This window comes from Pseudidiomarina marina (genome assembly GCF_044807045.1).
Classification (GTDB): Bacteria; Pseudomonadota; Gammaproteobacteria; order Enterobacterales; family Alteromonadaceae; genus Pseudidiomarina; species Pseudidiomarina marina.
This window is the reverse complement of sequence record NZ_CP085233.1, coordinates 1,041,557-1,066,881: the sequence shown is the minus strand read 5'-3', so window position 1 is coordinate 1,066,881 and position 25,325 is coordinate 1,041,557. Positions and strand designations below refer to the sequence as shown.

The window sequence follows — 25,325 nt, the reverse complement described above, 5'->3', positions numbered from 1 at the left end:
GCAGTATGGATTTAAAAAATGTTCGTCGTGATTATGAGCAAGGTAAATTGTGCCGCGAGTCTCTGCTTGACGATCCAATGCAACAATTTGCGCATTGGTTCGCTGCTGCGAAAGATCACCCGTCGCAAACCGATCCAACTGCGTTCACCCTCGCTACCGTTGGTGCGGATAACCAACCGCACCAGCGCATCGTGTTATTGAAAGAAGTGCGTGACAATGGCTTCGTGTTTTATACCAATTACGATAGCCAGAAAGGTCATGACATCAGTACGAATAGCCGTGTGGCAATGCTCTTTTCGTGGCTAGCTATTGAGCAGCAAGTTCGTATTGAAGGCTTCGCGCGCAAAATTTCACGAGAAGATAGCGAAGCGTATTTCTATAGCCGCCCAAGGGAGAGTCAACTTGGCGCGCTAGCATCTGCGCAAAGCCATCCCATTGCAAGTCGCAGCGAATTAGAAGCGCGTTATCATGAGCTCACTGAGAAATATAAAGATCAACAAGTGCCAATGCCGCAACACTGGGGTGGTTATGTTGTGGTACCGGAGCGCTTTGAGTTCTGGCAAGGCGGTCGCTATCGACTGCATGACCGCTTCACCTTTACTAAAGCCAATGGCGCCTGGACTATTGAGCGCCTTCAACCTTAATTAATCTGCTCTAGGTAGTTAATTCTGGCAATGGTTGCTGCATCATGTCGGCAACCTTCGCCAACTGCCGCCACAACTCAGGACTATATTCTACCCCGCTCTGAAGCTGACGAGTTCGGGTTGCCATAGCGCCCTCTCCCGGAATTCGAACCGGATAATTTTTGTCAATTGGCGTCGCTGCTTTCATTCCGTCAACTAATGCTTGAGCCTGCGCTTTGAATTCGTTCACATCGCCAAACGCACTCGGATCAATGGCTTGAATCCATACGGTATTCGCATCCAAGCCTGGCTGTTCTTGATGACGCCCTAATTGACTCAGCGCCAGCGTCCACAACTCGCTAAACAAACACAAACCGGAACCTTTATAGCCTAATTCTTGGCCACCTAGCGGCGCCAACACACTCGCGGGATCATGCAAAAACGTGGTTGCATCGGTGGTGTAATCTCCCGTTGCGGTAATTAGTGCTGGGTAAGGCAACGGCTGCTGTTCCGCAATGGACTTACGGACCTTGCCAGCCGCCGTCATCGAAAAACTAATATCGAACAGTATTGGTTGCGATTGGGTGGGTGCGCCAATCGCAAATGGATTTGGTGAAAACCATGCTGATTTCGCACCATGTGGCGCCACAACCTGCTGCCCTGGCGTTGCGCACATCAATTGAATGAGCATACCTTCATTTACGGCTCGCTCAAGATAAACCGCAAGTGCGGCGACATGCTGAGCGCGTTTCACAATAACCGTTCCGGTACCGCACTCGCGTGCCATCGCAATTGCCGTATCAACCGCTTGCGGCACCACGTAAAGACCTGACAGCAAATCAGCATCCCACAGCTGCACCGCTGCGCGTTTACTGATAACGCTGTAATCACCGCTTGGGCGAGAGCTACCATCACGCAGACAGTTAATGTTGTAACGTAAACGCATTAAACCATGAGTACGAAACCCCATTAAGTCGGCGGCTACCAAATTCTCCGCCATCGCTGCGGCAACAACTTCCTCTGCACCCGCCTGCTGCAGGCAATTTTGTGCCCACTGACAAATCGAATCTGCTGAAATATGAATATTTTTTTGCTCTGACATGTGCGCTTCATTGTAAATTGAGTTAACTTCGATAAGCTTATCAGACAATAGGAAAGAGGAGTATAGAGGTGTCTGAAACATCGACAAAGCAACGGATTGGTGTGCTAACCAGTGGTGGCGACGCCCCTGGCATGAATGCAGCGTTACGCGCAGTGGTATTGGCTGCCGAGCACTATGGCATGGAAGTGATGGCGTTTCGTCATGGTTACGAAGGCCTGTTGAATAACGAACATGTGCCACTGAAATCTGCGGATGTCCTGCACGTTCTACAATATTCAGGAACAATCATTAAAAGCGCTCGGTGCCCGCGCTTTAAAGAAGTTGAGAGTGCCAAACTCGCTGCAAACAATCTCGATTCGCTCGGGATCAGCGCACTCGTCGTCATTGGCGGCGATGGCTCGTTCCGTGGCGCGCATCATTTAAGCCAATACTGGAAGGGCCAAATCATTGGCGTGCCTGGCACTATCGATAACGATTTATATGGCACCGACGCCACCATCGGTTATTCGACCGCTGTCGCGATAGCAATGGACGCTTTGGATAAAATTCGCGACACCGCCGATGCGATGGATCGCGTGTTTATCGTGGAAGTCATGGGCCGTCATGCAGGTTTTATTGGCCTCAAAAGCGCCATGGCAGCAGGCGCCGAACGGATGATTTTGCCAGAGTTGCAAAAAGATAAACCATTAACGATTGCGGCATTGGTCAAACACATTAAACGTGTTGAAGAAGTTCGCGGTGCCGGCAGTTACGTTATGGTGTTGAGCGAGCATCAATGGCCAGGCGGTGCAGTTGCACTGTCTGAACAACTTGAAGCTGAATATAATATGCCTTGTCGCCCGTGCTTGCTTGGCCATATTCAACGTGGTGGACCACCGACGCCATCCGACCGAGTACTCGCATCAGAGCTGGGGGTGCATGCGGTAGAGCTTATTCTGCAGGGTAAAACTGAGGTTATGGCTGGCATTAAAGCCGGTGAAATGGTCGAAGTGCCATTGGTTGATACATGGACCAAAAAGAACCCACTCGATGCGAATCTTTTACGTATTCAACATGAGATTTTTAATCCAGTAAAAAAGTCGACACGTAGTTAATCAGATAGTGGCAATTTGGGGCAATTATACGGATAATATGCCCCTTTTTAATTTGCCAAAATCAACCCTGTTGAACGAACGGAGGTGAATCACCTTGAGTCAACAAAACCCAAATCAAATGACCGCTCAGACCAAAGTTGCTGAAGCTGTAAAAACTGACGCGCCAGTGCGCGAGTTTTTTGGCGCAACCACCGATAATGCCGTGTACACCAACGGTACGCATATTATTGGTTTCGGTTTTGATGGTACAGCATGTTTTCGTAAAGGAACACGTAACGGTCCTGATGGCCTACGCGCGGTGTCGGAAGATATCGAAAGCTATTCGCCATACCTTGATGCCGATCTCTTTGATCACCCGTTTTACGATTTGGGCAATTTATCGCTTGGCTCAAGTGATGATGTGGAAGCGCAGTGGCAACACGCTAGCGACCAATTTGATGAGATTTTCCAACCGCTCGACCTGCAAGCGAACAATGTTCGCGTGTTAACGCTTGGCGGCGAACACTCTATTTCGTATGCGCCAATTCGCAAATACTTACAACAGTACCCTGATTTAGTGCTCCTGCACCTTGATGCACACGCTGATTTGCGTGATGGCTTCTTGGGTTACCATTACTCACACGCCTCTATTATTCGTCGCTCGCTTGACCATTTTGGTCCGGGCCACGAACTCATTCAGTATGGTATTCGCTCAGGCACGCGCGAAGAATACCAATACATGAACGAGCACGGCACGGTGCGCAAATCACGCAAAGATTTCTTAGACAGCGTGGCAGCTATCGCTGACGACCGTCCAATCTATCTCACGTTGGATTTAGACTACTTCGATCCAGCATTTTTACCAGGCACCGGCACACCGGAGCCAGGCGGGGAAGATTTTCATTCGTACGTAAGCTTAATGAAGTTACTGCGCGGCAAAAACCTAGTCGGTGCCGATGTTGTTGAGCTATCGCCAGAGATCGATCCAACTGGTAACTCTGATGTGTTTGCGGCAAAAATTGTACGCGAACTGTTAATCATTCTGAACGAAAAAGGGGCTCGCTGATGGCTCAGAACTGGACAATCGACGATGCCGAAGAACTCTACGGGGTAAACCGCTGGGGTGCGGGATACTTCTCGATTGGTGCAAATGGCAATATCCAAATCGCACCGAATCACCGTTTGCCTGATGTCACCATCGATATGCAGGAAGTGGTGGATGAAATCTTAGCTGAAGGCATTCAGTTGCCAGCGGTCATTCGTTTTCACGATATTCTGCGCTCACAAGTTGAAATTCTGAACGAAACTTTCGCTAAAACCATCGCTGATGCTGGCTACAATGCGCGCTACGTTGGTGTGTTCCCAATTAAAGTGAACCAAATGCGAGAGGTGGTTGAAGAAATCATCGATGCGGGCGAACCCTACGATTACGGCCTTGAGGCTGGTTCAAAGCCTGAGTTGATGGCAGTACTTGCCTACAACGAAAACCCAAATGCTTTGACCGTTCTCAATGGTTACAAAGACGAAGATTACTTGACCCTCGCCCTACTTGGCCGTCAGCTGCGCCGTAAAATGATCATTGTCATTGAAAAGTTCAGTGAACTTGAAATGTTGATTCCACTGGCGAAAAAACTCGGCGTCGAGCCGATGATTGGTTTGCGTAGCAAAATGATGGTACGTAGTGCTGGTAAATGGGCAGGCTCAAGTGGCGACCGTGCAAAATTTGGTTTAAGCATCACTGAAATCTTAAACATTGTTGAGCTTCTGAAAAAAGAAGACATGTTGCACTGTGCGAAGTTATTACACTTCCACATCGGCAGCCAAATGTCGGATATTCGCAAAGTGAAAGAAGCGGTTTCTGAGGGCGCTCGTTTGTATGCCAAACTCATTCAAATTGGCGTGCCCCTTGAGTATCTAGACATCGGTGGTGGCCTTGGTATCGATTACGATGGTACCAGCTCAACCACCGACTCGTCGCGCAACTACTCAACCGAGGAATACGTTGCTGACGTGGTTTATGGCGTGAAGCAGATCTGTGATTTGGAAGAAGTGCCGCACCCGAACCTCGTGAGCGAAAGTGGCCGCGCCATTACCGCTCACCACAGCTGCGTGGTAACCAATATTGTCGGTGAAATCAAAAACACTGGCGCGCAATTTGATATCAGCGCCAGCGCAGACGAACACATTCTTGTGAGCAACATGCGCGAGCTGGTTAACTCGGCAGACATGCACCCGCAGGAACGTTACAACGACGCAGCATCGTTCAAACAGAGTGCTTACGAAGCATTCAAACTTGGTATTTTGTCGTTAGAAGAAATGGCGAAGCTCGATACCATGTACTGGCGCATTTTGAGCGAGATTCACCAATCGCTTGATCGCGAAAGCTTCGTGTTCCAAGAACTGGAAGAACTCGAAGATATGTTGGCGAGCCAGTACTTGTGTAACTTCTCAATTTTCCAATCGGCGGCCGATACTTGGGCCATTGGCCAGGTACTGCCAATTGTGCCAATTAGCCGCTTAAACGAGAAGCCAGAAGTACGCTGCTCTATTGTCGACATTACCTGTGATAGTGACGGTAAGCTCAGCAAATACATCGAAGGCACCGAAATCAGCGATAATATTCCAATGCATGCGTTGCGCAAAGGCGATAACTATTACGTTGGTATGTTCCTAACCGGCGCCTATCAAGACGTGATGGGCGATATGCACAACTTATTCGGTCGTTTAACCGAAGTGCATATTTACTGCCACGATGACGAACCAGGCGACTTTTACATTGAAGAGGTGGTTCCGGGTACCTCGGCTGAGAAAGTGCTTGAAACGATGCAATACAACACTGATTTCATGGCAAAAACCGTGAAGAAGTCGATTGATCGTGAAGTTCGGAAAGGCCACATCGCACCGCGTGAAGGCGTGAAGTGGACTGACTATTACGAGAAGTGTTTGGCCGGTAGCACCTACTTAAAGGTGTAAAACCAATCAAATTGCGTATTTACTGAGCAAACGGTCTGAATTCGCCGATTTTCCTTAAAAAAGCGGTTGACTCAGACCCGAAAAACTCGTTTAATACGCCCCGACGCCCAGATAGCTCAGTCGGTAGAGCAGGGGATTGAAAATCCCCGTGTCGGTGGTTCGATTCCGCCTCTGGGCACCATTATTCGAAAAGCCTCGCTAGCAATAGCGAGGCTTTTTTCGTTCTGGCACTTTGTCAGAAAAAAACAAAAAAAGGGCGCATCCTGCGCCCTCTCCTTTCGTCATTCAGTGCTGCGAATTAGAACTCGTAGCTGTAGCTTAAGCTGAACACTTGCCCTACTTCGCGGGTTTGTACTATGACGTCAGACTGCGTGACTTCTTGATCTTCGCCAAGCAAGTTTTGCACTTTGAAACTAATTTTCGAGTTAAAGTCTGGGTAATAGTTGTAAACCAAATCAAGTGAGTGGAACGGTTGTTCGTAAGCATCACCACGGCCACCGATACCAGCCGCCAAAATACGCTCACCAAACACGTTGTACACTAACGAGCTTGAGTGATTGCCGTTCACTGAGTCGTACCCTAACTGGAAGTTAGCAACGTACTTTGAATGGCCTGTCATGCGCTTGGTTGGGTTAGTTAAGTTACCCGCTAGCGCTGGGTCAATCACTGCTTCTGAGTCACTTAAGGTAAGGTTACCAGCGGTGAAGAAGCCGTCAGCCAGATAAGCAAGGTCATGTAACCACTCGAATTCAACGCCGTATACCTCAGCTGAAATACCGTTCACGTAATTCAACGTGTACTCTTCGTCACCCACGCTGAGTACTGACTCAATTGGCTTTTCAATATCCTTGTAGAAAGCCGAGATTGTGTAGTTATCACCGTTGTCAGCAAAGTACTCGAAACGCGCGTCTAAGTTCGTCATTGGGCTGCTTTCAAGGCCCGCACGACCGATGGTACGAATATCGGTAATTGGGTCGTAGTAAGCAACTGGCACAGTTTCACGAATATCAGAGCGCACAACCGTTTCAGAGAAACCGAAACGTAACTGGTAGTTGTCGTCGCTGATATAGGTTAACGATAATGCTGGATAGAAATCATCTTCCACGGTGGTGCCGTTTAAAATACGATTAACCGAGTAGAAGGTTTCCAGATCTTCACGAGTGAAAATCAAGCTTGAAGTTGCCAATGACACTTGTTTGAACTCTTCCCAACGCACACCACCAGCTAAACGCCAGTTGTTAGTCAGGAACGCATCAAACGAGCCGTAAAACGCATCGATTTTCTGCACAGCCATGTAATCGTCGGCGTCTGGCGAAGTTGGCTCACGATAAGACAACAAGAAGTTGTTTTCAGCAATGCGCTCGTCGGTCAGATAATCCGTTACACCCAACACATCGTTCGCGTCTTCGTTAACAGTTACACGCAAGCCTGATCCGTTATCCATAGCGAAGCGGTCAGTCGTGTAGTAACGCGCCTTGTCAGTAAAGTCGTAGCCCGCTTTCAACTCAACATCCATGCCGGCAAAGTTGGTCGGTAAGCTGAAGTTACCGCTGTACGATTTCACGTTGTCTTGCATATCTACGTACTGATACACCGCGCGGTTATCATCACCGGTGACAACAGTCGCTAAGTACTCACCCTGGCTGCCGTATAAATCATCGAAACGATACGAAATATCCGTTGGGATATCTGTTTGCGCTTCAGATTCAGTGTATTGCCAGTCAAAGCCAATACCCCAGTAGTCCAAGAAAGTATGCTGACCACGAATTTGGTCGATATCGAGCGTACGCTCTTCATATTTGAATTCGTGTTCACGATTAGCGATACCAGAACCAAAGATAGTTTTTAGGTTACTACCATTTGGACTTTGCATAATACCGAACTCAGACTCATCTTCAGAGTCGGTCAAATACAACTTGGTGTAGCTCACACTGTGCGTATCAAGCTCATAGCCAACACTAAATACACCGTTCAAACGTTCTGTTTCGGTGGTCAGTGTGGTTTCACTTAAGGTGTTGTAGCACGAGTTTGAAACTTCTTCGGCACTGTTCAGTGTGGTCGCACAGCCATCAGTCGCATTCTCACTCAGTACCGCATTGGTGCGTTCAGACACATCCCATTTGGTGTCGTAGGCACCCGCCAATAAGAAACCAATGCTACCGCCGAAATACTCCTCGTCGAAGCTGTTACCAATACTGGCTTTAATGCTGTAGTTCGGATCTAACGAATCGTCTTGTAGCGCGATGTCACGCGGTAAAGATTCTGCTAATCCGGCGTTAATGGCACGCGCTTGGTCACTTGCACTGCCGGTTTCATTGCTAACCAGACCGTCACGGCTCACGATATTACGCAAACTGAAATCACCACGATACTTCACAATCGCTTCGCGAATGTTTTGCGGTACGCCTGCTTCGTTACGGTTATACGTGTAGCCATCCGATGCATTGGTGTTGTGACCAATGCCAACCTCAAGGTTTACTTGAAAGTCAGACGGGAGTGATTTGGTACGAATATCGATATTACCGCCACCAAAAGCTGCTGGCATGGTCGGCGAGAATACTTTCTGTACCGCTAAGCTCTCGATAATGGTTGATGGAATAATATCGAGCGGAATAACGTTACGAGTTAAATCAGGGCTAGGAATGCTCGCGCCGTTCAAGCGTGCACTTGAGTAGCGCTCACCTAAACCACGAACATAAACATATTTACCGTCAACAAGGGTCAAACCTGTGACACGACGTAATGCCGAAGCTGCATCGCTATCGCCGGTTCTTGATAACTGTTCAGCACCAAGAATATCTGCCACGAAGGCTTGGTTCTTACGCTCGTCAACAACAGCTGCAGCGCTGCCTTGTAAACGGGTACCTGTGGTTACAACTTCTTCAATCGCAGTATCCGCTGCGGTTTCGGTTGTTGCTTGCTCGGATTCTTGCTGCTGCGCGTACGCCTGACCACTCGCAAGAAGGGCAATACTGACCGCTAGGGCTAGCGGCTTGAGTTTATAATTGGTGCTCATCGTCAACTCCTGCGTTATCGGTAATAGCAGGCGTGCCATAAGCACGCCTGCCATAGATTGCTATGCAACAAGTTCGTATTAATCTTGTTCTGCAGCAGTTAACGCAGTTTCAACCCACTGATACCATTCAGAAGAAGTGTCTGTGCTTGAAACCGCACCAACATAATCAACCGCTTCAAAGAAGCTGTTACCTAACCCGCTTAGGTCGTTGGCAGTCACAGTGATATCAGCTGATGACATGTCAGTTGCGAAACCATCTGAGCCGAATACTGTTGCGTTGCCACCGATGCGCTCGTTCAAGCCACCGTTGTCGAACCAGTCTTGACGGCTCGTGCCATCAGCAAACAGGTCAGCCGATGTAAATTCGTTTTCAGCAACACAAGCCATCGCTGAGTTGAAGAAGTTCAAATCACCAGCGGTTACACCTAACTCACCATCACCAGTAAACAGGATGCAGCGGGTATCGTTGGTTGCAACGTCAGTTTTAACCAGTAAGAAGTTATAAAGCTGACCTTGGAAGTTATCGTCGAACTTCATCGCTGTTGATGGATCGTTGTCACGCGTTGATAAACCGTCAGTGGTTACAACAGTGACGTTAGCAATGTTTGGACGTGAGGTTGGTGCTTGTGAGTATTCAGCGCCTGAGTTTTTCTCACCGTCAGCTTCGAAGCCGCCGTTACCCATGAATACGTCAGTTCCGTCAACGTTTACCGTACCGTGTTTGATGTACAAGAACTGCGCGTTACCCTGCCAGCCTGCATCGATATCGATTGAATCATCTTGGGTATCTGTAACAACAATACGTTTGATATCAGCTGCACCACCGAAGAATTCGATACCGTCATCGTAACCTTGGTGAATGTGGATGTACTCGTAAGATGACCCTGAACCGACGGCGTTCAATGTTAATGAGTTCAAGTCATCGCCGTCACCGCCAGCACGTGGGCCTGAACCAGCGTACCAGATTTTTGCATATTTCATTGAACCGCTATCATCAGCGTTATCATTACCGCCGTAGTAGCTTACGATACCTTCAGAAGCAACGTTACAGGTTCCTGCGTCACGCTGTGCATCAGTACACTGGTTGGTGATACCTTCGCCGTTTACGATAATGCCACCCCAGTCAGCGAAACGTGGGCCGTTACCAACGACGTCAAAGCGGGTGAAAGCATTCGCAGAAGTGAAAGTGATTGGCTTATCAAAAGTACCGATTGCATTTAATTTTGCACCACGAGCAACACGAATGATTGCTTCACCGCTGGTGAAGGCTAACGTCGCACCTGGCTCAACAGTCATCACTGGGCCGTCTTGGTTAATCGTACATGACGTGGTGGTATCACAATCTTCACCAATCAATAATGCGCCATCAAATACGTGCACACCGCCGTCTGGTAATTCTGCGAAAGTAATGTCTTCGGTAATTTCGACGTTACGGCTCGCAAACTCAAGGTTGTATTCACAATCGCGGCCATCAAATGCGCCCTGTACACCATTGTTGGTTGCACACAGGTTATCGTTAGTTGTGTCACCGCCTGAATCGCCACCTGAGCCATTATTTACAACGCTGTTGTCATTCACTGTCGGGGTAATTTCGATATCGCCACCACAACCGGCTAATGCCAATGCTGAAGCAACCGCGGTAACTTGGAAAAGAGTTTGCAATTTCATTGTGTTCTCCTGGAAGGAACGAGTGTAAGTAATTAAACGACGCAGGCAGATTAGTGAGGAGGCATGACAAATTTGTGACAAATTCGTTTTGTCATGAAAGATTCATTGAACCGAAACAGAACTGTCACGGTAAAAATAAAGAAAGAAACACGAAGTTTCGATGAACAATGTGGAGCAGTAGCAGCGCGAGTGCTACATTGATAATCAGCAGTAAGTAAAATGAGGTTTATATAACGTGCGCTATTTCATTGTTATTGCGGTTGCAGTGCTGGGCCTATTGTTATGGTTCGCACCAGCCGATTCTCAAATACGCCTCATTACCTTGAGTAAATCAGAGATTGGTTGGACGGTAACCTACCAGTTGAATGAACCAGTATCGCAATTAGAGTTCGTGCGCTCGCCTAACAATTCTCGAGCGACTCGTTGGCAGCCATTAACTGATAATATTGAGATTGCTTGGCAAAACGGTTCGGAAGTAATTCGTAGCCAAAACGGCGAGCCGTTTACTGAAGCCGCTTTTACCCTTGATGCGAGTTATACCACCCTCCCGAAAGACTACGCACCGTTTTCTCCGTTTAGTGACGGCGGCATGCTCGTTCATACGGCGCGCTTTTTTGCCTGTGCAGAAAGCTGTGGCGCCGCACACCATGAATGGCCAATGGCCGTCAATTTAACCACTAATGACTATATGCTGGTGGATGGTCAATTACGACTTGGCTTCCACGAATGGCTCGATAGAGACAGTGGACGCGCCATCTATATTGGCTCGCAACCGCCGGAAACATTCTCAGCTCTGGTCGCTATCATTGACCCTGCCCTGCCTTCGTCATTACGCCAAAACATGATTACGGAGCTACCGATGATCATGAGTTACTATACCAAGGAACTGGGCGCACTCTCACAAACGCCGACATTATTCGCCTCTTACAGTGACTTTGACGGCGGTTATTACGGGCATCAAGGCGGTGTTCTGCCGAATCAAGTGTTTATGCATTGGTATGGCGAGCAGGCACTGGATAACGTCGATGAGCAAAATACCTTATGGTTCTTCGCGCACGAAATAGCGCATTTGTTTCAGGGCGCTGGGTTAAAATATTCGAGCTCAGATGAAGCTTGGATTCATGAAGGCGCCGCCGAATTGATGTCGTACCTTTATACGGATGCGAAGTTAGCGAAGAGCAATCAGTTAGTACAAGATGCCGTGCGTAAGGCGCAAACAGAATGCGTCGCATCGTGGCCGGCAAGCGAACCGTTTGTGATTGTTGGCCGAATTAACTTTAAAGCGCATTACAGCTGTGGCCTAGTTGCCAATGCTGAGCTTCATGCGCAACTGCAAGCCAATGGCATACGGTCAGGTATCTTTGCGCTATGGGAAACCTATTCAGAATTAGTCGCTGATGGCGCGGCGGCCGATTCCGAAACCTATTTTGCCGCCTTTGAACAGTTAACCGGTTACGCCTCAATGTCGCTTCGGCAATTGATTGATCGACCAGTATCTGCTTCTATAGCTCCCTAAAGTAAAATTATTCAGGAATTTCACATGAAACCGCAGCGAATATTTATCACTGGCGGCGCCAGCGGCCTTGGTTTTGCTCTTGCTCAAATTTGTGCCAAAGGTGGTTGGCGTGTTTGTATTGGTGATCGAGATATTGAACGTGGTGAAGCAGTCATAGGTAGCCTACAAAAGCTACAACGCCAAGCCATGTTCATGCCCTGCGATGTCACTCGTGTCAGCGATCTCGAGCAAGTCGCAAAGAAGCTCGAAGAAGAATGGGGTGGTGTTGATGTGGTGGTGAACAATGCGGGGGTCGCTCAAGTCGGTCAACTCGCTCAAACCACGTTGAATGATTGGCAATGGATCATCGATATCAACTTATTAGGCGTTGTGCGCGGTTGTAAGGTATTTACCCCGATGTTCAAACGCCAAGGTCATGGTCATTTTGTCAACGTAGCATCAATGGCTGGACTACTTGATGTACCCAACATGAGTGCTTATAACGCCACCAAGGCAGCTGTTGTGAGCCTATCGGAGACCCTGCAAAACGAGCTTAAAAAAGACAATATTCACGTTACAGTGGTGTGTCCAAGTTTCTTCAAAACAAATTTGGGGCACGGCATGCGAACCTCTATTGATGGCATGGAGCAGAAGCTCGATAAGCTCATGCGTTCAAGCAAATTGAATGCGGTTGATATCGCACGCCTAATTATGAAGGCGGTCGACAAGAAGAAAACCCACGTGCTTCCGCACCGCCAAGGGCGAATGGCTTGGTACATGAAACGGTTTTTGCCGCGTAGCTGGTACCAGAAATTACTCTATTCACGAATAAAATAATCAGCACATCCGTTTTTATATAACGCCCTCTGCTTGAGGGCGTTGTTGTTTAAATTTCAGACAGCACACCTTTATTTACGCGTTCTTGTGTTGAACGCATCCGTTTAACTTCATTTATCATTCACCCCGTGAATGCCTGTAATGCACTTCATTCATTTGTTGTATTAGTCGAATTCAGTCTAGCCTAGAGTTCGTTAACACACGAACAACAACTGGATGAATTATGAACGGACTAAAACTCCCAAAACTTGAGCAACCCGCAGCCGGTTTGATTAATCAAAACTGCCAACAATTTTTGGTCGACTTGGTACGAAATTTTCGCCCGAAACTCGAACAGCTACTAGTAAATCGCCAGCAACGGCAGCAGCAAATTGATCATGGTGCCCTTCCTGACTTTGCGCCAGAAACACAAGCCATTCGTGACAGCGACTGGCAAGTGGCGACGCTGCCGAAAGATCTCACGAAGCGACGTTTAGAAATCACTGGCCCTGTCGATCGCAAAATGGTGATCAATGCGCTCAATGCCAATGTTGATTGTTACATGGCTGACTTCGAGGATTCGCAATCGCCAACTTGGGAAGGTGTGATTCAAGGACAAATCAATCTATTCGACGCGAATACGGGTCACATGACTTATACCGATCCGACCTCGAACAAACGCTACCAGCTTAATGAAAATCCAGCACTGTTGATTGCCCGCGTTCGCGGTCTGCACCTACCAGAAAAACACGTTCTGGTTGATGGCACGGTGATTCCCGGCTGCCTGTTTGATTTTGCGGTTTATTTCTATCTCAACTATCAACAACGTGTTGCAAACGGCACTGGTGTTTACTACTACCTGCCAAAACTTGAGCACAGCAGCGAAGCGCAATGGTGGGCGGATGTATTTACCTTTACCGAGAACTATTTTCAGCAGCCACGCGGCACCATTCGCGCCACGGTGTTAATTGAAACCTTACCCGCCGTATTCCAAATGGACGAGATTTTATACGCCATGCGTGATCACATTGTGGCGCTGAACTGCGGTCGTTGGGATTATATTTTTAGCTACATCAAGACACTGAAAAACCACGCTGACAGAGTACTCCCAGACCGTCAGGTCGTGACCATGAGCCAACCTTTCTTAAATGCGTATTCGCGGTTACTAGTGAAAACTTGCCACAAGCGCGGCGCACTTGCGATGGGCGGCATGGCGGCGTTTATCCCGAGCAAAGACCCAGCTGAAAACGCCACCATACTCGCGAAGGTGAAAGCGGACAAAGAACTTGAGCGGAACAATGGCCACGATGGCACTTGGATTGCGCATCCGGGGCTTGCCGATACCGTACGCGAGGTGTTTGTTGATGGGCTTGATGGCGACAATCAATTACATGTATTGCGTGAAAACGATGCGCCGATAACCGCTGCCGATCTGCTCGAACCGAGCTCTGGTGAGCGCACCGAAGCCGGTATGCGAACCAATATTCGCGTCGCATTGCAGTACATTGCCGCATGGATATCCGGCAAAGGCTGTGTGCCAATTTACGGCCTCATGGAAGATGCAGCTACCGCCGAAATTTCACGTACGTCGATTTGGCAATGGATTAAGCACGGTAAAACCCTTGATAACGGCGAGGTCGTGACCAAAGACCTATTCCGCACCTACCTGCAACAAGAAGCCAGAGTTGTTCGCAACGAAGTGGGCGAGCAACGCTGGGAAAACGAGAACTTTGCAACAGCCAAGCAATTGTTAGAAGACATCACCACCGCTGATGACTTGGTGGAGTTTCTTACTCTGCCCGGCTACGAACTCATTCAATAATAATTCCATTACTTAACAGGACAACAACCATGACAACCATTCCATTACACCAAGCAGAAGCTGCCAAACAGCTGGAACAAGACTGGCAACAAAACCCACGCTGGACTGGCGTTGAACGCACTTATTCCGCACTCGATGTAGTGCGTCTGCGCGGCAGTGTTCAGCCCGAGTGTACCTATGCCCAAAACGGTGCAGCAAAACTGTGGCGTTTAGTGAACGGCGCTGCCCAAGAGAAGTTCGGCAAAGACTATGTGAATGCGCTCGGTGCGCTCACTGGCGGCCAAGCGGTACAGCAGGTTAAGGCCGGCTTACAAGCCATTTACCTGTCGGGCTGGCAAGTTGCTGCCGACAATAACACCTCGTTGAGCATGTATCCGGATCAATCGCTGTACCCAGTGGATTCAGTACCCACGGTGGTTGAGCGCATCAATAACAGCTTTGCGCGCGCAGACCAAATTCAATGGTCAAAGGGTATCGGCCCTGAGCAAGAGGGCTATGTCGATTACTTCGCACCAATTGTTGCCGATGCAGAGGCTGGATTCGGCGGCGTGCTGAACGCTTACGAGCTGATGCAGGCGATGATTCGTGCTGGTGCAGCTGGTGTGCATTTTGAAGATCAATTGGCATCGGTGAAAAAATGCGGTCATATGGGCGGCAAGGTCTTGGTACCAACCCAAGAAGCGGTGCAGAAATTGATTGCCGCGCGCCTTGCTGCTGATGTGGCCGGCGTACCGACGCTGATTCTCGCCCGCACCGATGCCAATGCCGCCGATTTGCTCACATCCGATGTCGATCCGAATGACCAACCGTTCTGCACGGGTGAGCGCACCGCCGAAGGTTTCTACAGAGTGAACGCCGGCATTGATCAGGCTATTTCACGTGGCTTGGCCTATGCGCCTTATGCTGATTTATTATGGTGTGAAACGGCTAAACCTGATTTAGATGAAGCGCGCAAGTTTGCCGAAGCCATTCACGCACAGTATCCAGGTAAGTTGCTTGCCTATAACTGCTCACCAAGCTTTAACTGGAAGCGCAATCTTGATGATGCCACCATCGCTAAGTTCCAGCGGGAACTCGCAGCCATGGGTTATAAGTTCCAGTTCATCACGTTGGCTGGCGTGCACAACATGTGGTACCACATGTTTGAATTGGCGCATGACTACGCACGTAACGATATGTCCGCATATGTGAAGCTGCAGCAGCAAGAATTTGCGGCAGCTGAGAAAGGCTACACCTTTGTGGCTCACCAACAAGAGGTTGGTACGGGCTACTTCGATGAAGTCACCAATGTGATTCAAGGTGGGAAGTCTTCAGTAACCGCCCTAACCGGCTCAACTGAAGAAGAACAGTTCAAAAAACCGGCGTAAGCGCAGGTTTACGAATACCCACTTAGAATTACCTCGGAAAATACTGAGTATAAGCCGCCAAGCACAGGTGTTTGGCGGCTTTTTTGTGGTAGTATGCGCGCGCCTGAACAGACAACTCATCTCATAAATTGTGCTGTTCACCCCTGAAGCCTCACATGTTGAAGGAATAACACTCATGTGGAAACTACTGCTGTTATTGTTAGGCGCTAGCCTGTTCTCACCTGCCGCATTGGCGGCCGCTGGTCAACTTGATCTCACCACCGCCAACGTTGGTATTGCTGCCATCGTTATCTTTACCGTTGCCTATATTCTGGTGATGGGCGAAGAGCGATTACACATGCGCAAATCGAAGCCGGTATTGGTCGCCGCTGGCTTAATCTGGATCATGATCGGTTTTGTCTATATGCAAAACGACTTGCCAGGTGTCGCCGAAGACGCATTTCGTCATAACTTACTTGAATTTGCCGAACTGATGCTGTTCTTGTTGGTGGCGATGACCTACATCAACGCCATGGAAGAGCGTCGTTTATTTGATGGCTTGCGCGCGTGGATGATTAAGAAAGGCTTCACCTACAAACAGTTATTTTGGCTATCAGGGTTTCTCGCATTCTTTATCTCTCCCGTTGCGGACAACCTAACAACTGCCCTACTGATGTGCGCCGTAGTGATGAAAGTTGCCGATGGCGATAAGAAGTTCATCAGTATCTCGTGTGTCAGCATTGTGATTGCCGCGAACGCGGGCGGCGCCTTTAGCCCATTTGGCGACATTACCACGCTGATGGTTTGGCAAGCGGGTATGGTTGAATTCCAAGAGTTCTTTGTCTTGTTCATCCCATCGTTGCTGAACTACTTAGTACCAGCGGTGATCATGAGCTTCTTTATAGAAGATCGTAAGCCATCAGCAATCTACGAAGAAGTTGAACTGAAGCGCGGTGCTTTGCGAATTACTACCCTCTTCTTGCTCACTATCGCAACGGCGGTTGCTTGTCACATGTGGCTGCACTTACCGCCAGTACTTGGCATGATGATGGGTCTCGGTTATCTACAATTCTTCGGTTATTTCTTGCGGATGACATTACCAGGCTCACTGGCGCGCAAACGCGCAATGGCGGAACGCGCTGGCGATATGGCGCGGCTTGAACGCCTTGGTAGTGTGGTGCCATTCGACGTATTTAGCCGTGTACAACGTGCCGAGTGGGACACCTTGTTATTCTTCTACGGCATCGTGATCTGCGTTGGCGGCCTTGGCTTTATGGGCTACTTATCACTGCTTTCCAATACCTTGTATTTAGACATGAGCCCAACCTTTGCCAACGTCGCATTAGGGGTCATGTCAGCAATTATCGATAACATTCCGGTAATGTTTGCGGTACTTTCGATGCAACCAGAAATGTCGCACGGTCAGTGGTTATTGATTACCTTAACGGCCGGTACGGGCGGTAGTTTGTTATCGATTGGTTCAGCGGCAGGTGTCGCACTGATGGGGCAAGCGCGTGGCTATTACACCTTCGCCAGCCACTTAAAATGGACGCCGGTGATTGCGCTCGGTTACATCGTCAGCATCCTAGCCCACATGTGGCTGAATGAGCAGTTGTTTACCGTCTTCAACCACTAACGAATAACGAATAACCAATAACGATTAACGAATAACGTTAGTCGCCCTACCCCGAAGTCGTGCGCACACACCGCATAAAGCGCACGGCATCAGGGTACGGAAACACATCCGTAATCACGCCACGCGCAAGATTATCTTGTTGCTGCCGCCAAAACTCAGCATCAATCAGCTCCGGATGATATTTCAGTAAGATATCTCGTAACTTCGGTTGCGGAACTGCGTAGGTCGCGAGTTGCTCCGGAAATACGTCATTCGGCGCCACCGTATACCAAGGTTCTGGCGCAATCATTTGCTCGTAGGTTTCTGGCTTCGGTAATTTGCGGAAATTCATTTCGGTGAGGTACTGAACTTCGTCATAATCGTAAAACACCACCCGTTTATGGCGCGTTAAGCCAAAGTTTTTCAGCAGCATGTCACCTGGGAAAATATTCGCGGCCATCATGTCTTTAATGGCTTGTCCGTAGTCCTTCATCACCAATTCTATTTCAGCGTCAGTGCCATACTCCAAAAAGATATTCAGTGGCATCATGCGGCGCTCAACAAATAGCTGACTAATCACCAGTTGACCGTCTTCAATAGTTAAACTACCCGCCACGGTACTAGTGAGTTCGTCGAGTAAATCTGGTGAGATACGCTCAAGCGGAATCGCAACGTTGGCAAATTCATAAGTATCCGCCATACGCCCTGCACGATCATGGCGTTTAACCATGCGATAGCGATCAATAACCGTTTGCCGACTCATCTGCTTGCCGCCACCAAACTGGTCTTTAATTACTTTGAATACATACGGGTACGACGGTAACGTAAATACCGTCATCACCATGCCTTTAATACCTGCCGCGGCGACCAATTGATCATCACTGGCGGCCAAGTGATGCAGAAAATCACGATAGAATTCAGTTTTACTTTGCTTATGTAGACCAATGGCCGAGTACAGTTCCGCAATTGTTTTCTTTGGCATTAGCCCTTTTAAGAAGCGTACTAACGCCGAAGGTGCTCGGGTATGCACCATAAAATACGAACGCGCGAAAGCAAAAATGATCGCCATGTGGTCGGTATCGGTGATTAATGCATCCAAATAAAGCCGCCCAGCACTATTTCTTAGCACCGGAACAATAAACGGGAAAATACGGTTCGCGCTAACAATACGGCCGACGACATACGCGGCCTTGTTACGGAAGAAGGGTTCTTTCAGCACATCAATGCGTAGCTGATAGGCAGAAAGCTCGCCGGCGGCGGTTTGTTCGCGAAATGCCTTGCGCAATAAGCGAATATCTTCCGATAAATCATCATATTCGGCGCCAAAATCAATATCGCCCATGATGCGCGCAAGTGTGCGGCGCATGCCCTGTACGACGGGGAAATATGAGCGGAATTCAGTTTCAAGCGCCAGCGGTATACTGTCGCTTAGCGTCGTTTCGACAAAAATGTAGGCGTTATTAAAGTAGCGGCGATGAAAAAGATTACAAAATACCGAGTTATAAAAGGTTTCGGCCAATTCGGCCTGCGGGTGAAACTGCAGAAACTGCTGGTAGATTTTGCGTGTTTCTAACCAAAGCTCTTCATTAAGTTTGCCGCCAGTCAGTTGACTAAGAATCGCGGTGGTTTCACGTACCCGCTGATCATAGAAGCTAATGCGCACGGTTGCTGCGTACTGGCCGGCGTGCCAATCGCCCTCGCCGAACCGTTCTTTGGCTCGACGAGTTACTTCTTGAAACAAGGCATAGTGCTTATGAAAGCCCTGCAATATCTTTCGGGCAAACATGCCCGCGCGCTTTGCATCGCCCATGATTAATGGTGTGCTGCGGTATCGGTAATCAATTGACGAAACCAACGATGACCAGCGTCATGTTGCAATAACGGGCTCCAAATCATGGTGAGCTCAAGTGCTGGAATTGCAAACGGTGGCTCTAACATGACCAACTCGTCATCGTCTTTGTATAACGCAGCAGCCTGACTTGGCAAAGTCGCGATAAGCCCTTGGCGCGCTAAATGCATAGCCACATGGTAGTTTCGCGTAAAGATGCGGATTTCTCGCTTATGCCCCAGCGAACCTAAAGCTTCATCAACCCACCCGAGCTTTTGCACGTCATGCGGATCCATACCAACACCAACACCGAAGCCAGTTTTACTTACCCAAACGTGCTCGCCCTTGAGGTAATTCTCAAGTGTGTAGTCTTGTACCAATGGGTGGTCTTTGCGCACTAAGCAACTAAAGTCGTCTTCCCATAAGTTTTTCTGATGAAACGACTGCGGTAATTTCTCAAAGCGGTTAATCGCCAGATCGACCTTGCCGTTTTCAACATCGTGAAAGCTGATATCACTGGGTGTCATGATATCGAGTGCCACATGCGGTGCTTGTTGTTTCAGCTTTTCAAGTAACCGCGGCATCAACGTCGATGCAGCATAATCTGACGCCATAATTCGAAAAACACGGTCGCTGGTCGCCGCATCAAACTCACGCGCCGGTTGCACCATTTCTTCTACGGAATAGAGTATTTGGCGTACCGGTTCTTGCATGCGCAAGGCGGTTTCAGTGGGGAGCATACCTTCACTAGTACGCACTAATATTGGATCGTTCAGAAGTGTGCGTAATCGCTTCAAGCCGTTACTCATTGCGGGCTGGGTAATATTCAGTTGCGCCGCCGCTTTGGTCACATTGCGCTCGCGCAATAACACGTCGAGGTAGACCAATAAGTTGAGGTCGATATCTTTAATGTTATTCATAAAAAAAATAAATCCCGCTATAAGAATATAGCGGGATTATAGACATAATTTTTCTGAGATACATCACTTGTGTGATGCGACTATGGTCTATTCCCAGAAAAATGGCTTACGTGGCTCAGCTTTTGGCACCAACTGATTCATGGTTTCCGCATCAAACAAGCGGCCATTGACCATGGTGTGCGTGACACGATCAGTGACAAAAATATCCGCTAACGGATTACCATCAATCACGATAATGTCAGCCAGTTTGCCCTCTTTCAACGAGCCGATATATTTATCCATACCGAACTCTTTCGCTGGGTTAATCGTCGATGTCGCTAATGCTTCCAGCGGTGTCATACCACCTTGCGCCATCATCCAAATTTCCCAGTGTTGAGCTAAACCTTCACGCTGACCATGCGCACCAGCCACCACATCAACGCCAAGATCTTGCAGCTGTTTTGCTACATCGGCATTGTTGAAATGGTTGTAGTGGTTATGCGGTGCTTTCTCACGGCGCACAGAGCCCACCAATGCATCTTCTGGTACAAACTTCGATAGCTTCGGATGTTTCCACACGTCCGTTTCAGCGTACCAATAGTTCTCACCCCAAATACCGCCGTATGCAACACCCAACGTCGGGGTATAGTTCACGTCGGTTTGGCTCCAGAATTGCTCAATATCATCGTAGATTTTGGCAACTGGAATTGAGTGTTCGACTGTGGTGTGACCATCAGCAATCATCGTCAAGTTATGTTGCAGCAATGAGCCACCTTCTGGTACCACCATCATGCCTAACTCGCGACCAGCTTGAATAACTTGCTGACGCTGATTACGACGCGGCTGGTTATAGCTCTTCACCGAAAATGCACCAACTTTCTGCAGACGCTCAAGATGGAACTTCGCATCTTCAAGACTATCAACATGCGCGGTATAACCCGGACCGTTCGCACCATATAAAATAGTACCGGTTGAGAATGTGCGTGGCGCAGCAATGAAGCCTGCTTTTTGCAATTCACTCGCAGCAAAGATTTCAGTGGTGTCATTGGATGGATCGTGAATTGAGGTTACACCAAACGCCAACGTGGCATAGGTTTTCCAGTTTTGCTCTGGAATAATCTCGTTGTCACCTTGCGGGCCGTGTGCGTGACCATCGAACAAGCCAGGCATGACCGTCTTGCCAGTGGTATCAATCACGGTTGCACCGCTTGGCACAGTCACATCATCGACGCGACCAACCGCAACGATTTTGTTGCCTTTCACGACAACAGCACCGCGCTCAATCACTTGATCGCCTTCCATGGTGATAACCTGACCGCCTACAAACGCAACGGTTTCATCATGAATACCGGCATCCGCATCAAAGCTGATATCCAAGCCATTCGCTACTTTCTCGAACTCAGATTCGCCATCAATGCCGAACAAGCCGTTTACTGACGCATGGTAAAGCTCAGGGCCCAGAGACCAATACAACGCTTGGCCGTCGCCGCTCCACGAAATATTTTCGCCAGCACGAACCGACAATTGCTCAACTGGGAACTGTTTGTCCGTTGGGCTGATTTTAATTGGCGCACCACGTTCAACAAATGGCGTCACGAATACTTTGAAGCGCTCAGCAAAAGCCAAGTTCTTACCATCAGGTGATACACGAAATTCAGTTGCATGCTCCGCGGTATAGAGCGTGCGCGATTCTTTCGTAGTTAAATCCACGCTCATCAATGACGGCGAGCCATTGAATGCCATCAGGTAAACCCGATCGCTACGCGCACCAAACTGTGGCGAGCTGCCGCTTTCACTAATCAGACGTGGCTTCGCGTTTTTGCTCAGCGACAAGTGATAAACACCAGGGTTCAAGCCGTAAGTATCAGAAGTGATATAACCACCACGGATTTTACGATAAACCACGGCGTTGCCATCTGGGCTAAACACCGGCTCAACGAATTTACCTTCGCCGGTTGCCAATACTGTTTCTTTGCCCGATTTCACGTCACGAACAATAAGTTGGCCAAGTTTTTGGTCATCCCACGTTGCATAAACAAGCTTGCTACCATCGCGTGAATAGCTTGGGTAAAGCTCCCAAGCGCCTTCACGATTGGTTAATCGCTTCGGCTCACCGTTCGGTAAACTACGCACGTATAATTTGCCGAGCGCCTCGAACACCACTTGCTTCGCATTTGGCGCTACTTGCACCATACGCAGCATTTTCACCTTGAACTTGTCTTCATCTAGGTTGGTTTCGAAGTGCAAGGCATGCTGAACTTTCTTCGTGGTTTCAACGCTAAATGGAATCACGCGGGTACTGCGGCTAGCAACATCAAGTTGCATGATTTTGCCGTCAGCCCAAAACACCATTTTCTTGCTATCAGGGCTCCAATCCATAGTCGGATACACGCCATGAATTGCCCATGTTTCCTGCATGTCGCGATCAAGCTGGCTGTATAACCGCTTTTTCTCGCCTGACTCGAGGTCATATAAATACAGTACGCTGTTGAAATCTTCGCGCTTAATATAGGCAAGATACTTACCATCCGGCGAAGGTGTCGGGCGAATTGCGCCGCCTGCACCACTTAAAATCACATCAATGTCGCCGGTTTCGCGATCATAACGTTTGATTTTATAAATGCCTTCCAGCGAGTCTTTGCTGTAATGGAAGGTTTTACCTGGGGTATCGTCTTGCGAGAAATAGATATAACGGCCATCTGGTGAAAACGCCGGCTCGCCTAAGTCTTTTTGATCATTCGGACGCTCAGTCAACATCACACCTGAGCCACCCGAGCGGTGATACATCCACACTTCACCAGCACCGAGTGAACGGCTAGCAGTAAAATGCTTACGCGCAACGATAAATTCGCTGTCTGGGCTCCATGCTGGGCTGTTCAACAAACGGAAAGTTTCGTCTGTGACTTGGCGCGGATTGCTACCATCCGCATCCATGATCCAAATATTGTCGCCACCGTCGGCATCCGAGGTAAAGGCAATGTATTTGCCATCCGGTGAGTAAACCGGCTGCATATGCCATGCAATACCACCTATCAATAATTCAGCATCGCCGCCGCTGGCAGGAATACGATAAATATCGCCGAGCATATCGAAGACAATGAATTTGCCATCGGGGCTCATATCCACGTTCATCCAAGTACCTTCAGAGGTTTTGATCTGAATGTCTTTGAATTCACCTTGAGGATTATTTACGTCCCAACCGTTTTCCGTTTGGGCAAGCGTAGGCGCAGAAAAAGATAAAGCTACGCTGACCCCAAGGGCCAGCGTTGATAATTTCTTCATGGGTAAACCTTATAGTTATTTTTTGGCGATAACCCAAACCGCGTGAACGATACCTGGTATGTAACCAAGCAACGTCAAAATAATATTAATCCAAAAGTGCTTACCAATACCGACCTGTAAAAATACACCCAGTGGCGGTAACAAAATTGCGATTAAAATGCGGATTAAATCCATGAGTTATCTCCTTAATTATTAATATTTCGCTGCTTCATCCTTAGCAGGAATAGTCGCTTTTATGAATTCGCGCAAGTCGTTGTTCGATAATTTCAAATCTTCAGCGCGCAAATACATCATGTGACCACTACGATAACCTTTGAATCCAATACGGTCTGCCATGCGGCCGCTCGGGTCGATGTGCCACATATTGTATTTCGCATCGAAATAGTTGGTCGCACCGTCGTAGTAACCCGACTGAATCAAGACATTCAAGTATGGGTTTTGTGCCATCGCTTGACGCAGGTTTTCACCGGTATTGTCGTTGCTGCGATCCCACGGATGCACTGGGCCAAACATGTTGTATTTCACATCAGTTTTGTAGCCAAGTTCTTCGCGCAAGTAGTAGTTAATTGCCGGAGTAAACGAGTGCAACCAAGAAGTCAGTTCTGAGTTGTAATCTGGGCGAGACCCCACGTCATCACGGTCAATACCGAGATAGCGCGAATCGAGACGACCAATCGTCTGGCCACGATCACGCAGTAATTCTTTCCAGAAAAACGAGGTGCTGATGTCCAGGTTAGAACGCATAACCGTTTGCTTATCTAAACCTGAATACTTCGCCACTTGCTCAGCAATTTGCTCTTTTTCAGCAGCAGGCAACATGGCGCCTTTAGCTAACGCTGGCAAGTAAACATCAAGCGTATATTTCTCAACTTCTGGCAGCAATTCGAGTAAGTCTTTGCTTTGCAGATCGGAGCCTAGGGCATTGTGATACCACGCCGCTGCAGCAAAGTACGGTAAGCGGTTAGCTGCTTTCACAGGGCCGTTACGCTCAATACCGATATCGGTTGGCGATACTAAAATAACGCCATTTAGATACATCCACTGACGGTTTTGTAGCTCAAGCGCTAAGCCAGATACACGGGTGGTACCGTAGCTTTCACCAATCAGGTACTTCGGCGAGCGCCAGCGTTCATGACGCGTCACAAAAGTGTTGATCCAATCAGCTAAATACTTCACATCGGCGTTTACACCGAAGAACATTTTTTGCAGTTCATCACGCGAATATTGCGAGCCATCTTTCTTAGGTAGAGGACGTGAATAACCAGTATTTACTGGGTTCACAAACACAATATCAGCCACATCTAATACCGAATGCGGGTTCTCTTTAACGCCGTATGGCATAAGTGGGAAGCCTTCGTCATCAACGCGAAGCGATTTTGGGCCGGTGTAAGCCACGTGCATCCACACGGATGCTGAACCTGGGCCGCCATTAAATGAAATCAATAATGGACGTTCTTCGCGATTTTTAACGCCTTGGCGCTCATAGTAGGTGAAATGGAGTGCAGCCGTGGCTTCGCCGTCTTCGTTGAAAACTGGCTGCGTGCCGGTGGTTGCTTTGTATTTAAAACGCTGACCATTAATGGTCGTGCTGTGCTCAGTCACAACCGTTTCGTCAGCTGCAATTTTGGCTTCTGGGAGTTCTGTTGCAGTTGCCGTAACAACCAAGCTTGACCCCATCATCACCGCTAAAATGAGATGTTTCATGCCCTTCATGATTACTTCCTCTGGTTTTATTGTTGTTCCATTTAATGCAATCACTCACCAAAG

At 48.5% G+C, this 25,325-nt stretch carries 17 protein-coding genes and 1 tRNA gene; 10 read left to right on the top strand and 8 right to left on the bottom strand.

The window, feature by feature from the left end:
- The first annotated feature begins 5 nt into the window (after nucleotides 1-5).
- Complete coding sequence (gene pdxH, locus LG272_RS04995) at nucleotides 6-644, top strand: pyridoxamine 5'-phosphate oxidase (RefSeq protein WP_126760436.1); 639 nt, start codon at nucleotides 6-8, stop codon at nucleotides 642-644.
- Nucleotides 645-654: 10 nt separating this feature from the next.
- On the opposite strand, the gene LG272_RS04990 is transcribed toward pdxH, so the two are convergent.
- On the bottom strand, nucleotides 655-1,725 hold the full coding sequence (locus LG272_RS04990) for an Ldh family oxidoreductase (RefSeq protein ID WP_404409882.1): 1,071 nt from the start codon (nucleotides 1,723-1,725) through the stop codon (nucleotides 655-657).
- A gap of 68 nt (nucleotides 1,726-1,793) precedes the next feature.
- Here LG272_RS04990 and LG272_RS04985 point away from each other — a divergent pair, with 68 nt between their 5' ends.
- From LG272_RS04985 to LG272_RS04970, 4 genes are all read left to right on the top strand, one after another.
- Nucleotides 1,794-2,819, top strand: coding sequence for an ATP-dependent 6-phosphofructokinase (locus tag LG272_RS04985; RefSeq protein WP_404409881.1), 1,026 nt, complete (start codon nucleotides 1,794-1,796; stop codon nucleotides 2,817-2,819).
- Between the two features lie 94 nt (nucleotides 2,820-2,913).
- Nucleotides 2,914-3,864, top strand: coding sequence for an agmatinase (gene speB, locus LG272_RS04980; protein WP_404409880.1), 951 nt, complete (start codon nucleotides 2,914-2,916; stop codon nucleotides 3,862-3,864).
- Nucleotides 3,864-5,771: a biosynthetic arginine decarboxylase gene (gene speA, locus LG272_RS04975; RefSeq protein WP_404409879.1), complete on the top strand. Its 1,908-nt coding sequence runs from the start codon at nucleotides 3,864-3,866 to the stop codon at nucleotides 5,769-5,771. The genes speB and speA overlap by 1 nt, the downstream gene beginning before the upstream one ends.
- A 105-nt stretch (nucleotides 5,772-5,876) precedes the next feature.
- Nucleotides 5,877-5,952 (top strand) — tRNA-Phe (locus LG272_RS04970).
- A gap of 117 nt (nucleotides 5,953-6,069) precedes the next feature.
- On the opposite strand, the gene LG272_RS04965 is transcribed toward LG272_RS04970, so the two are convergent.
- Together LG272_RS04965 and LG272_RS04960 are read right to left on the bottom strand one after the other, a co-directional pair.
- A complete protein-coding gene (locus LG272_RS04965; protein ID WP_404409878.1) occupies nucleotides 6,070-8,787 on the bottom strand; it encodes a TonB-dependent receptor plug domain-containing protein in 2,718 nt (905 codons plus the stop codon).
- A 78-nt stretch (nucleotides 8,788-8,865) separates the two neighbouring features.
- Nucleotides 8,866-10,455: a hypothetical protein gene (locus LG272_RS04960; protein WP_126760415.1), complete on the bottom strand. Its 1,590-nt coding sequence runs from the start codon at nucleotides 10,453-10,455 to the stop codon at nucleotides 8,866-8,868.
- A gap of 235 nt (nucleotides 10,456-10,690) precedes the next feature.
- Here LG272_RS04960 and LG272_RS04955 point away from each other — a divergent pair, with 235 nt between their 5' ends.
- From LG272_RS04955 to nhaD, 5 genes are all read left to right on the top strand, one after another.
- Nucleotides 10,691-11,971 carry a hypothetical protein gene (locus LG272_RS04955; RefSeq protein ID WP_404409877.1) on the top strand — a complete coding sequence of 427 codons (1,281 nt, stop codon included), beginning with the start codon at nucleotides 10,691-10,693 and terminating at the stop codon, nucleotides 11,969-11,971.
- Nucleotides 11,972-11,995: 24 nt separating this feature from the next.
- On the top strand, nucleotides 11,996-12,787 hold the full coding sequence (locus LG272_RS04950; RefSeq protein ID WP_404409876.1) for an SDR family oxidoreductase: 792 nt from the start codon (nucleotides 11,996-11,998) through the stop codon (nucleotides 12,785-12,787).
- A 223-nt stretch (nucleotides 12,788-13,010) separates the two neighbouring features.
- Nucleotides 13,011-14,588 (top strand): malate synthase A, encoded by a 1,578-nt coding sequence (gene aceB, locus LG272_RS04945; RefSeq protein ID WP_404409875.1) that lies wholly within the window; start codon nucleotides 13,011-13,013, stop codon nucleotides 14,586-14,588.
- 29 nt (nucleotides 14,589-14,617) lie between these two features.
- Complete coding sequence (aceA, locus tag LG272_RS04940) at nucleotides 14,618-15,955, top strand: isocitrate lyase (RefSeq protein ID WP_126760411.1); 1,338 nt, start codon at nucleotides 14,618-14,620, stop codon at nucleotides 15,953-15,955.
- A 175-nt stretch (nucleotides 15,956-16,130) separates the two neighbouring features.
- Nucleotides 16,131-17,570, top strand: coding sequence for a sodium:proton antiporter NhaD (nhaD, locus tag LG272_RS04935; protein ID WP_404409874.1), 1,440 nt, complete (start codon nucleotides 16,131-16,133; stop codon nucleotides 17,568-17,570).
- 46 nt (nucleotides 17,571-17,616) lie between these two features.
- On the opposite strand, the gene aceK is transcribed toward nhaD, so the two are convergent.
- The 5 genes from aceK to LG272_RS04910 form a co-directional block, all read right to left on the bottom strand.
- Nucleotides 17,617-19,359 carry a bifunctional isocitrate dehydrogenase kinase/phosphatase gene (gene aceK, locus LG272_RS04930; protein WP_126760446.1) on the bottom strand — a complete coding sequence of 581 codons (1,743 nt, stop codon included), beginning with the start codon at nucleotides 19,357-19,359 and terminating at the stop codon, nucleotides 17,617-17,619.
- 2 nt (nucleotides 19,360-19,361) lie between these two features.
- Nucleotides 19,362-20,297: a LysR family transcriptional regulator gene (locus LG272_RS04925; protein WP_126760409.1), complete on the bottom strand. Its 936-nt coding sequence runs from the start codon at nucleotides 20,295-20,297 to the stop codon at nucleotides 19,362-19,364.
- 87 nt (nucleotides 20,298-20,384) lie between these two features.
- Complete coding sequence (locus LG272_RS04920) at nucleotides 20,385-23,558, bottom strand: amidohydrolase family protein (protein WP_404409873.1); 3,174 nt, start codon at nucleotides 23,556-23,558, stop codon at nucleotides 20,385-20,387.
- A 15-nt stretch (nucleotides 23,559-23,573) separates the two neighbouring features.
- A complete protein-coding gene (locus tag LG272_RS04915; protein ID WP_126760407.1) occupies nucleotides 23,574-23,732 on the bottom strand; it encodes a YqaE/Pmp3 family membrane protein in 159 nt (52 codons plus the stop codon).
- An 18-nt stretch (nucleotides 23,733-23,750) separates the two neighbouring features.
- Complete coding sequence (locus LG272_RS04910) at nucleotides 23,751-25,271, bottom strand: S10 family peptidase (RefSeq protein WP_126760406.1); 1,521 nt, start codon at nucleotides 25,269-25,271, stop codon at nucleotides 23,751-23,753.
- Nucleotides 25,272-25,325: the final 54 nt, after the last annotated feature.

Excerpts from the sequence above, each read along its gene's own strand:
- LG272_RS04965 (WP_404409878.1), bottom strand. The coding sequence starts at position 8,787 with ATGAGCACCAATTATAAACTCAAGCCGCTAGCCCTAGCGGTCAGTATT.
- aceB (WP_404409875.1), top strand. The coding sequence starts at position 13,011 with ATGAACGGACTAAAACTCCCAAAACTTGAGCAACCCGCAGCCGGTTTG.
- aceK (WP_126760446.1), bottom strand. The coding sequence starts at position 19,359 with ATGGGCGATGCAAAGCGCGCGGGCATGTTTGCCCGAAAGATATTGCAG.
- LG272_RS04990 (WP_404409882.1), bottom strand. The coding sequence starts at position 1,725 with ATGTCAGAGCAAAAAAATATTCATATTTCAGCAGATTCGATTTGTCAG.
- LG272_RS04920 (WP_404409873.1), bottom strand. The coding sequence starts at position 23,558 with ATGAAGAAATTATCAACGCTGGCCCTTGGGGTCAGCGTAGCTTTATCT.
- LG272_RS04960 (WP_126760415.1), bottom strand. The coding sequence starts at position 10,455 with ATGAAATTGCAAACTCTTTTCCAAGTTACCGCGGTTGCTTCAGCATTG.
- LG272_RS04915 (WP_126760407.1), bottom strand. The coding sequence starts at position 23,732 with ATGGATTTAATCCGCATTTTAATCGCAATTTTGTTACCGCCACTGGGT.
- LG272_RS04925 (WP_126760409.1), bottom strand. The coding sequence starts at position 20,297 with ATGAATAACATTAAAGATATCGACCTCAACTTATTGGTCTACCTCGAC.
- LG272_RS04910 (WP_126760406.1), bottom strand. The coding sequence starts at position 25,271 with ATGAAGGGCATGAAACATCTCATTTTAGCGGTGATGATGGGGTCAAGC.
- aceA (WP_126760411.1), top strand. The coding sequence starts at position 14,618 with ATGACAACCATTCCATTACACCAAGCAGAAGCTGCCAAACAGCTGGAA.
- LG272_RS04950 (WP_404409876.1), top strand. The coding sequence starts at position 11,996 with ATGAAACCGCAGCGAATATTTATCACTGGCGGCGCCAGCGGCCTTGGT.
- pdxH (WP_126760436.1), top strand. The coding sequence starts at position 6 with ATGGATTTAAAAAATGTTCGTCGTGATTATGAGCAAGGTAAATTGTGC.
- nhaD (WP_404409874.1), top strand. The coding sequence starts at position 16,131 with ATGTGGAAACTACTGCTGTTATTGTTAGGCGCTAGCCTGTTCTCACCT.
- speA (WP_404409879.1), top strand. The coding sequence starts at position 3,864 with ATGGCTCAGAACTGGACAATCGACGATGCCGAAGAACTCTACGGGGTA.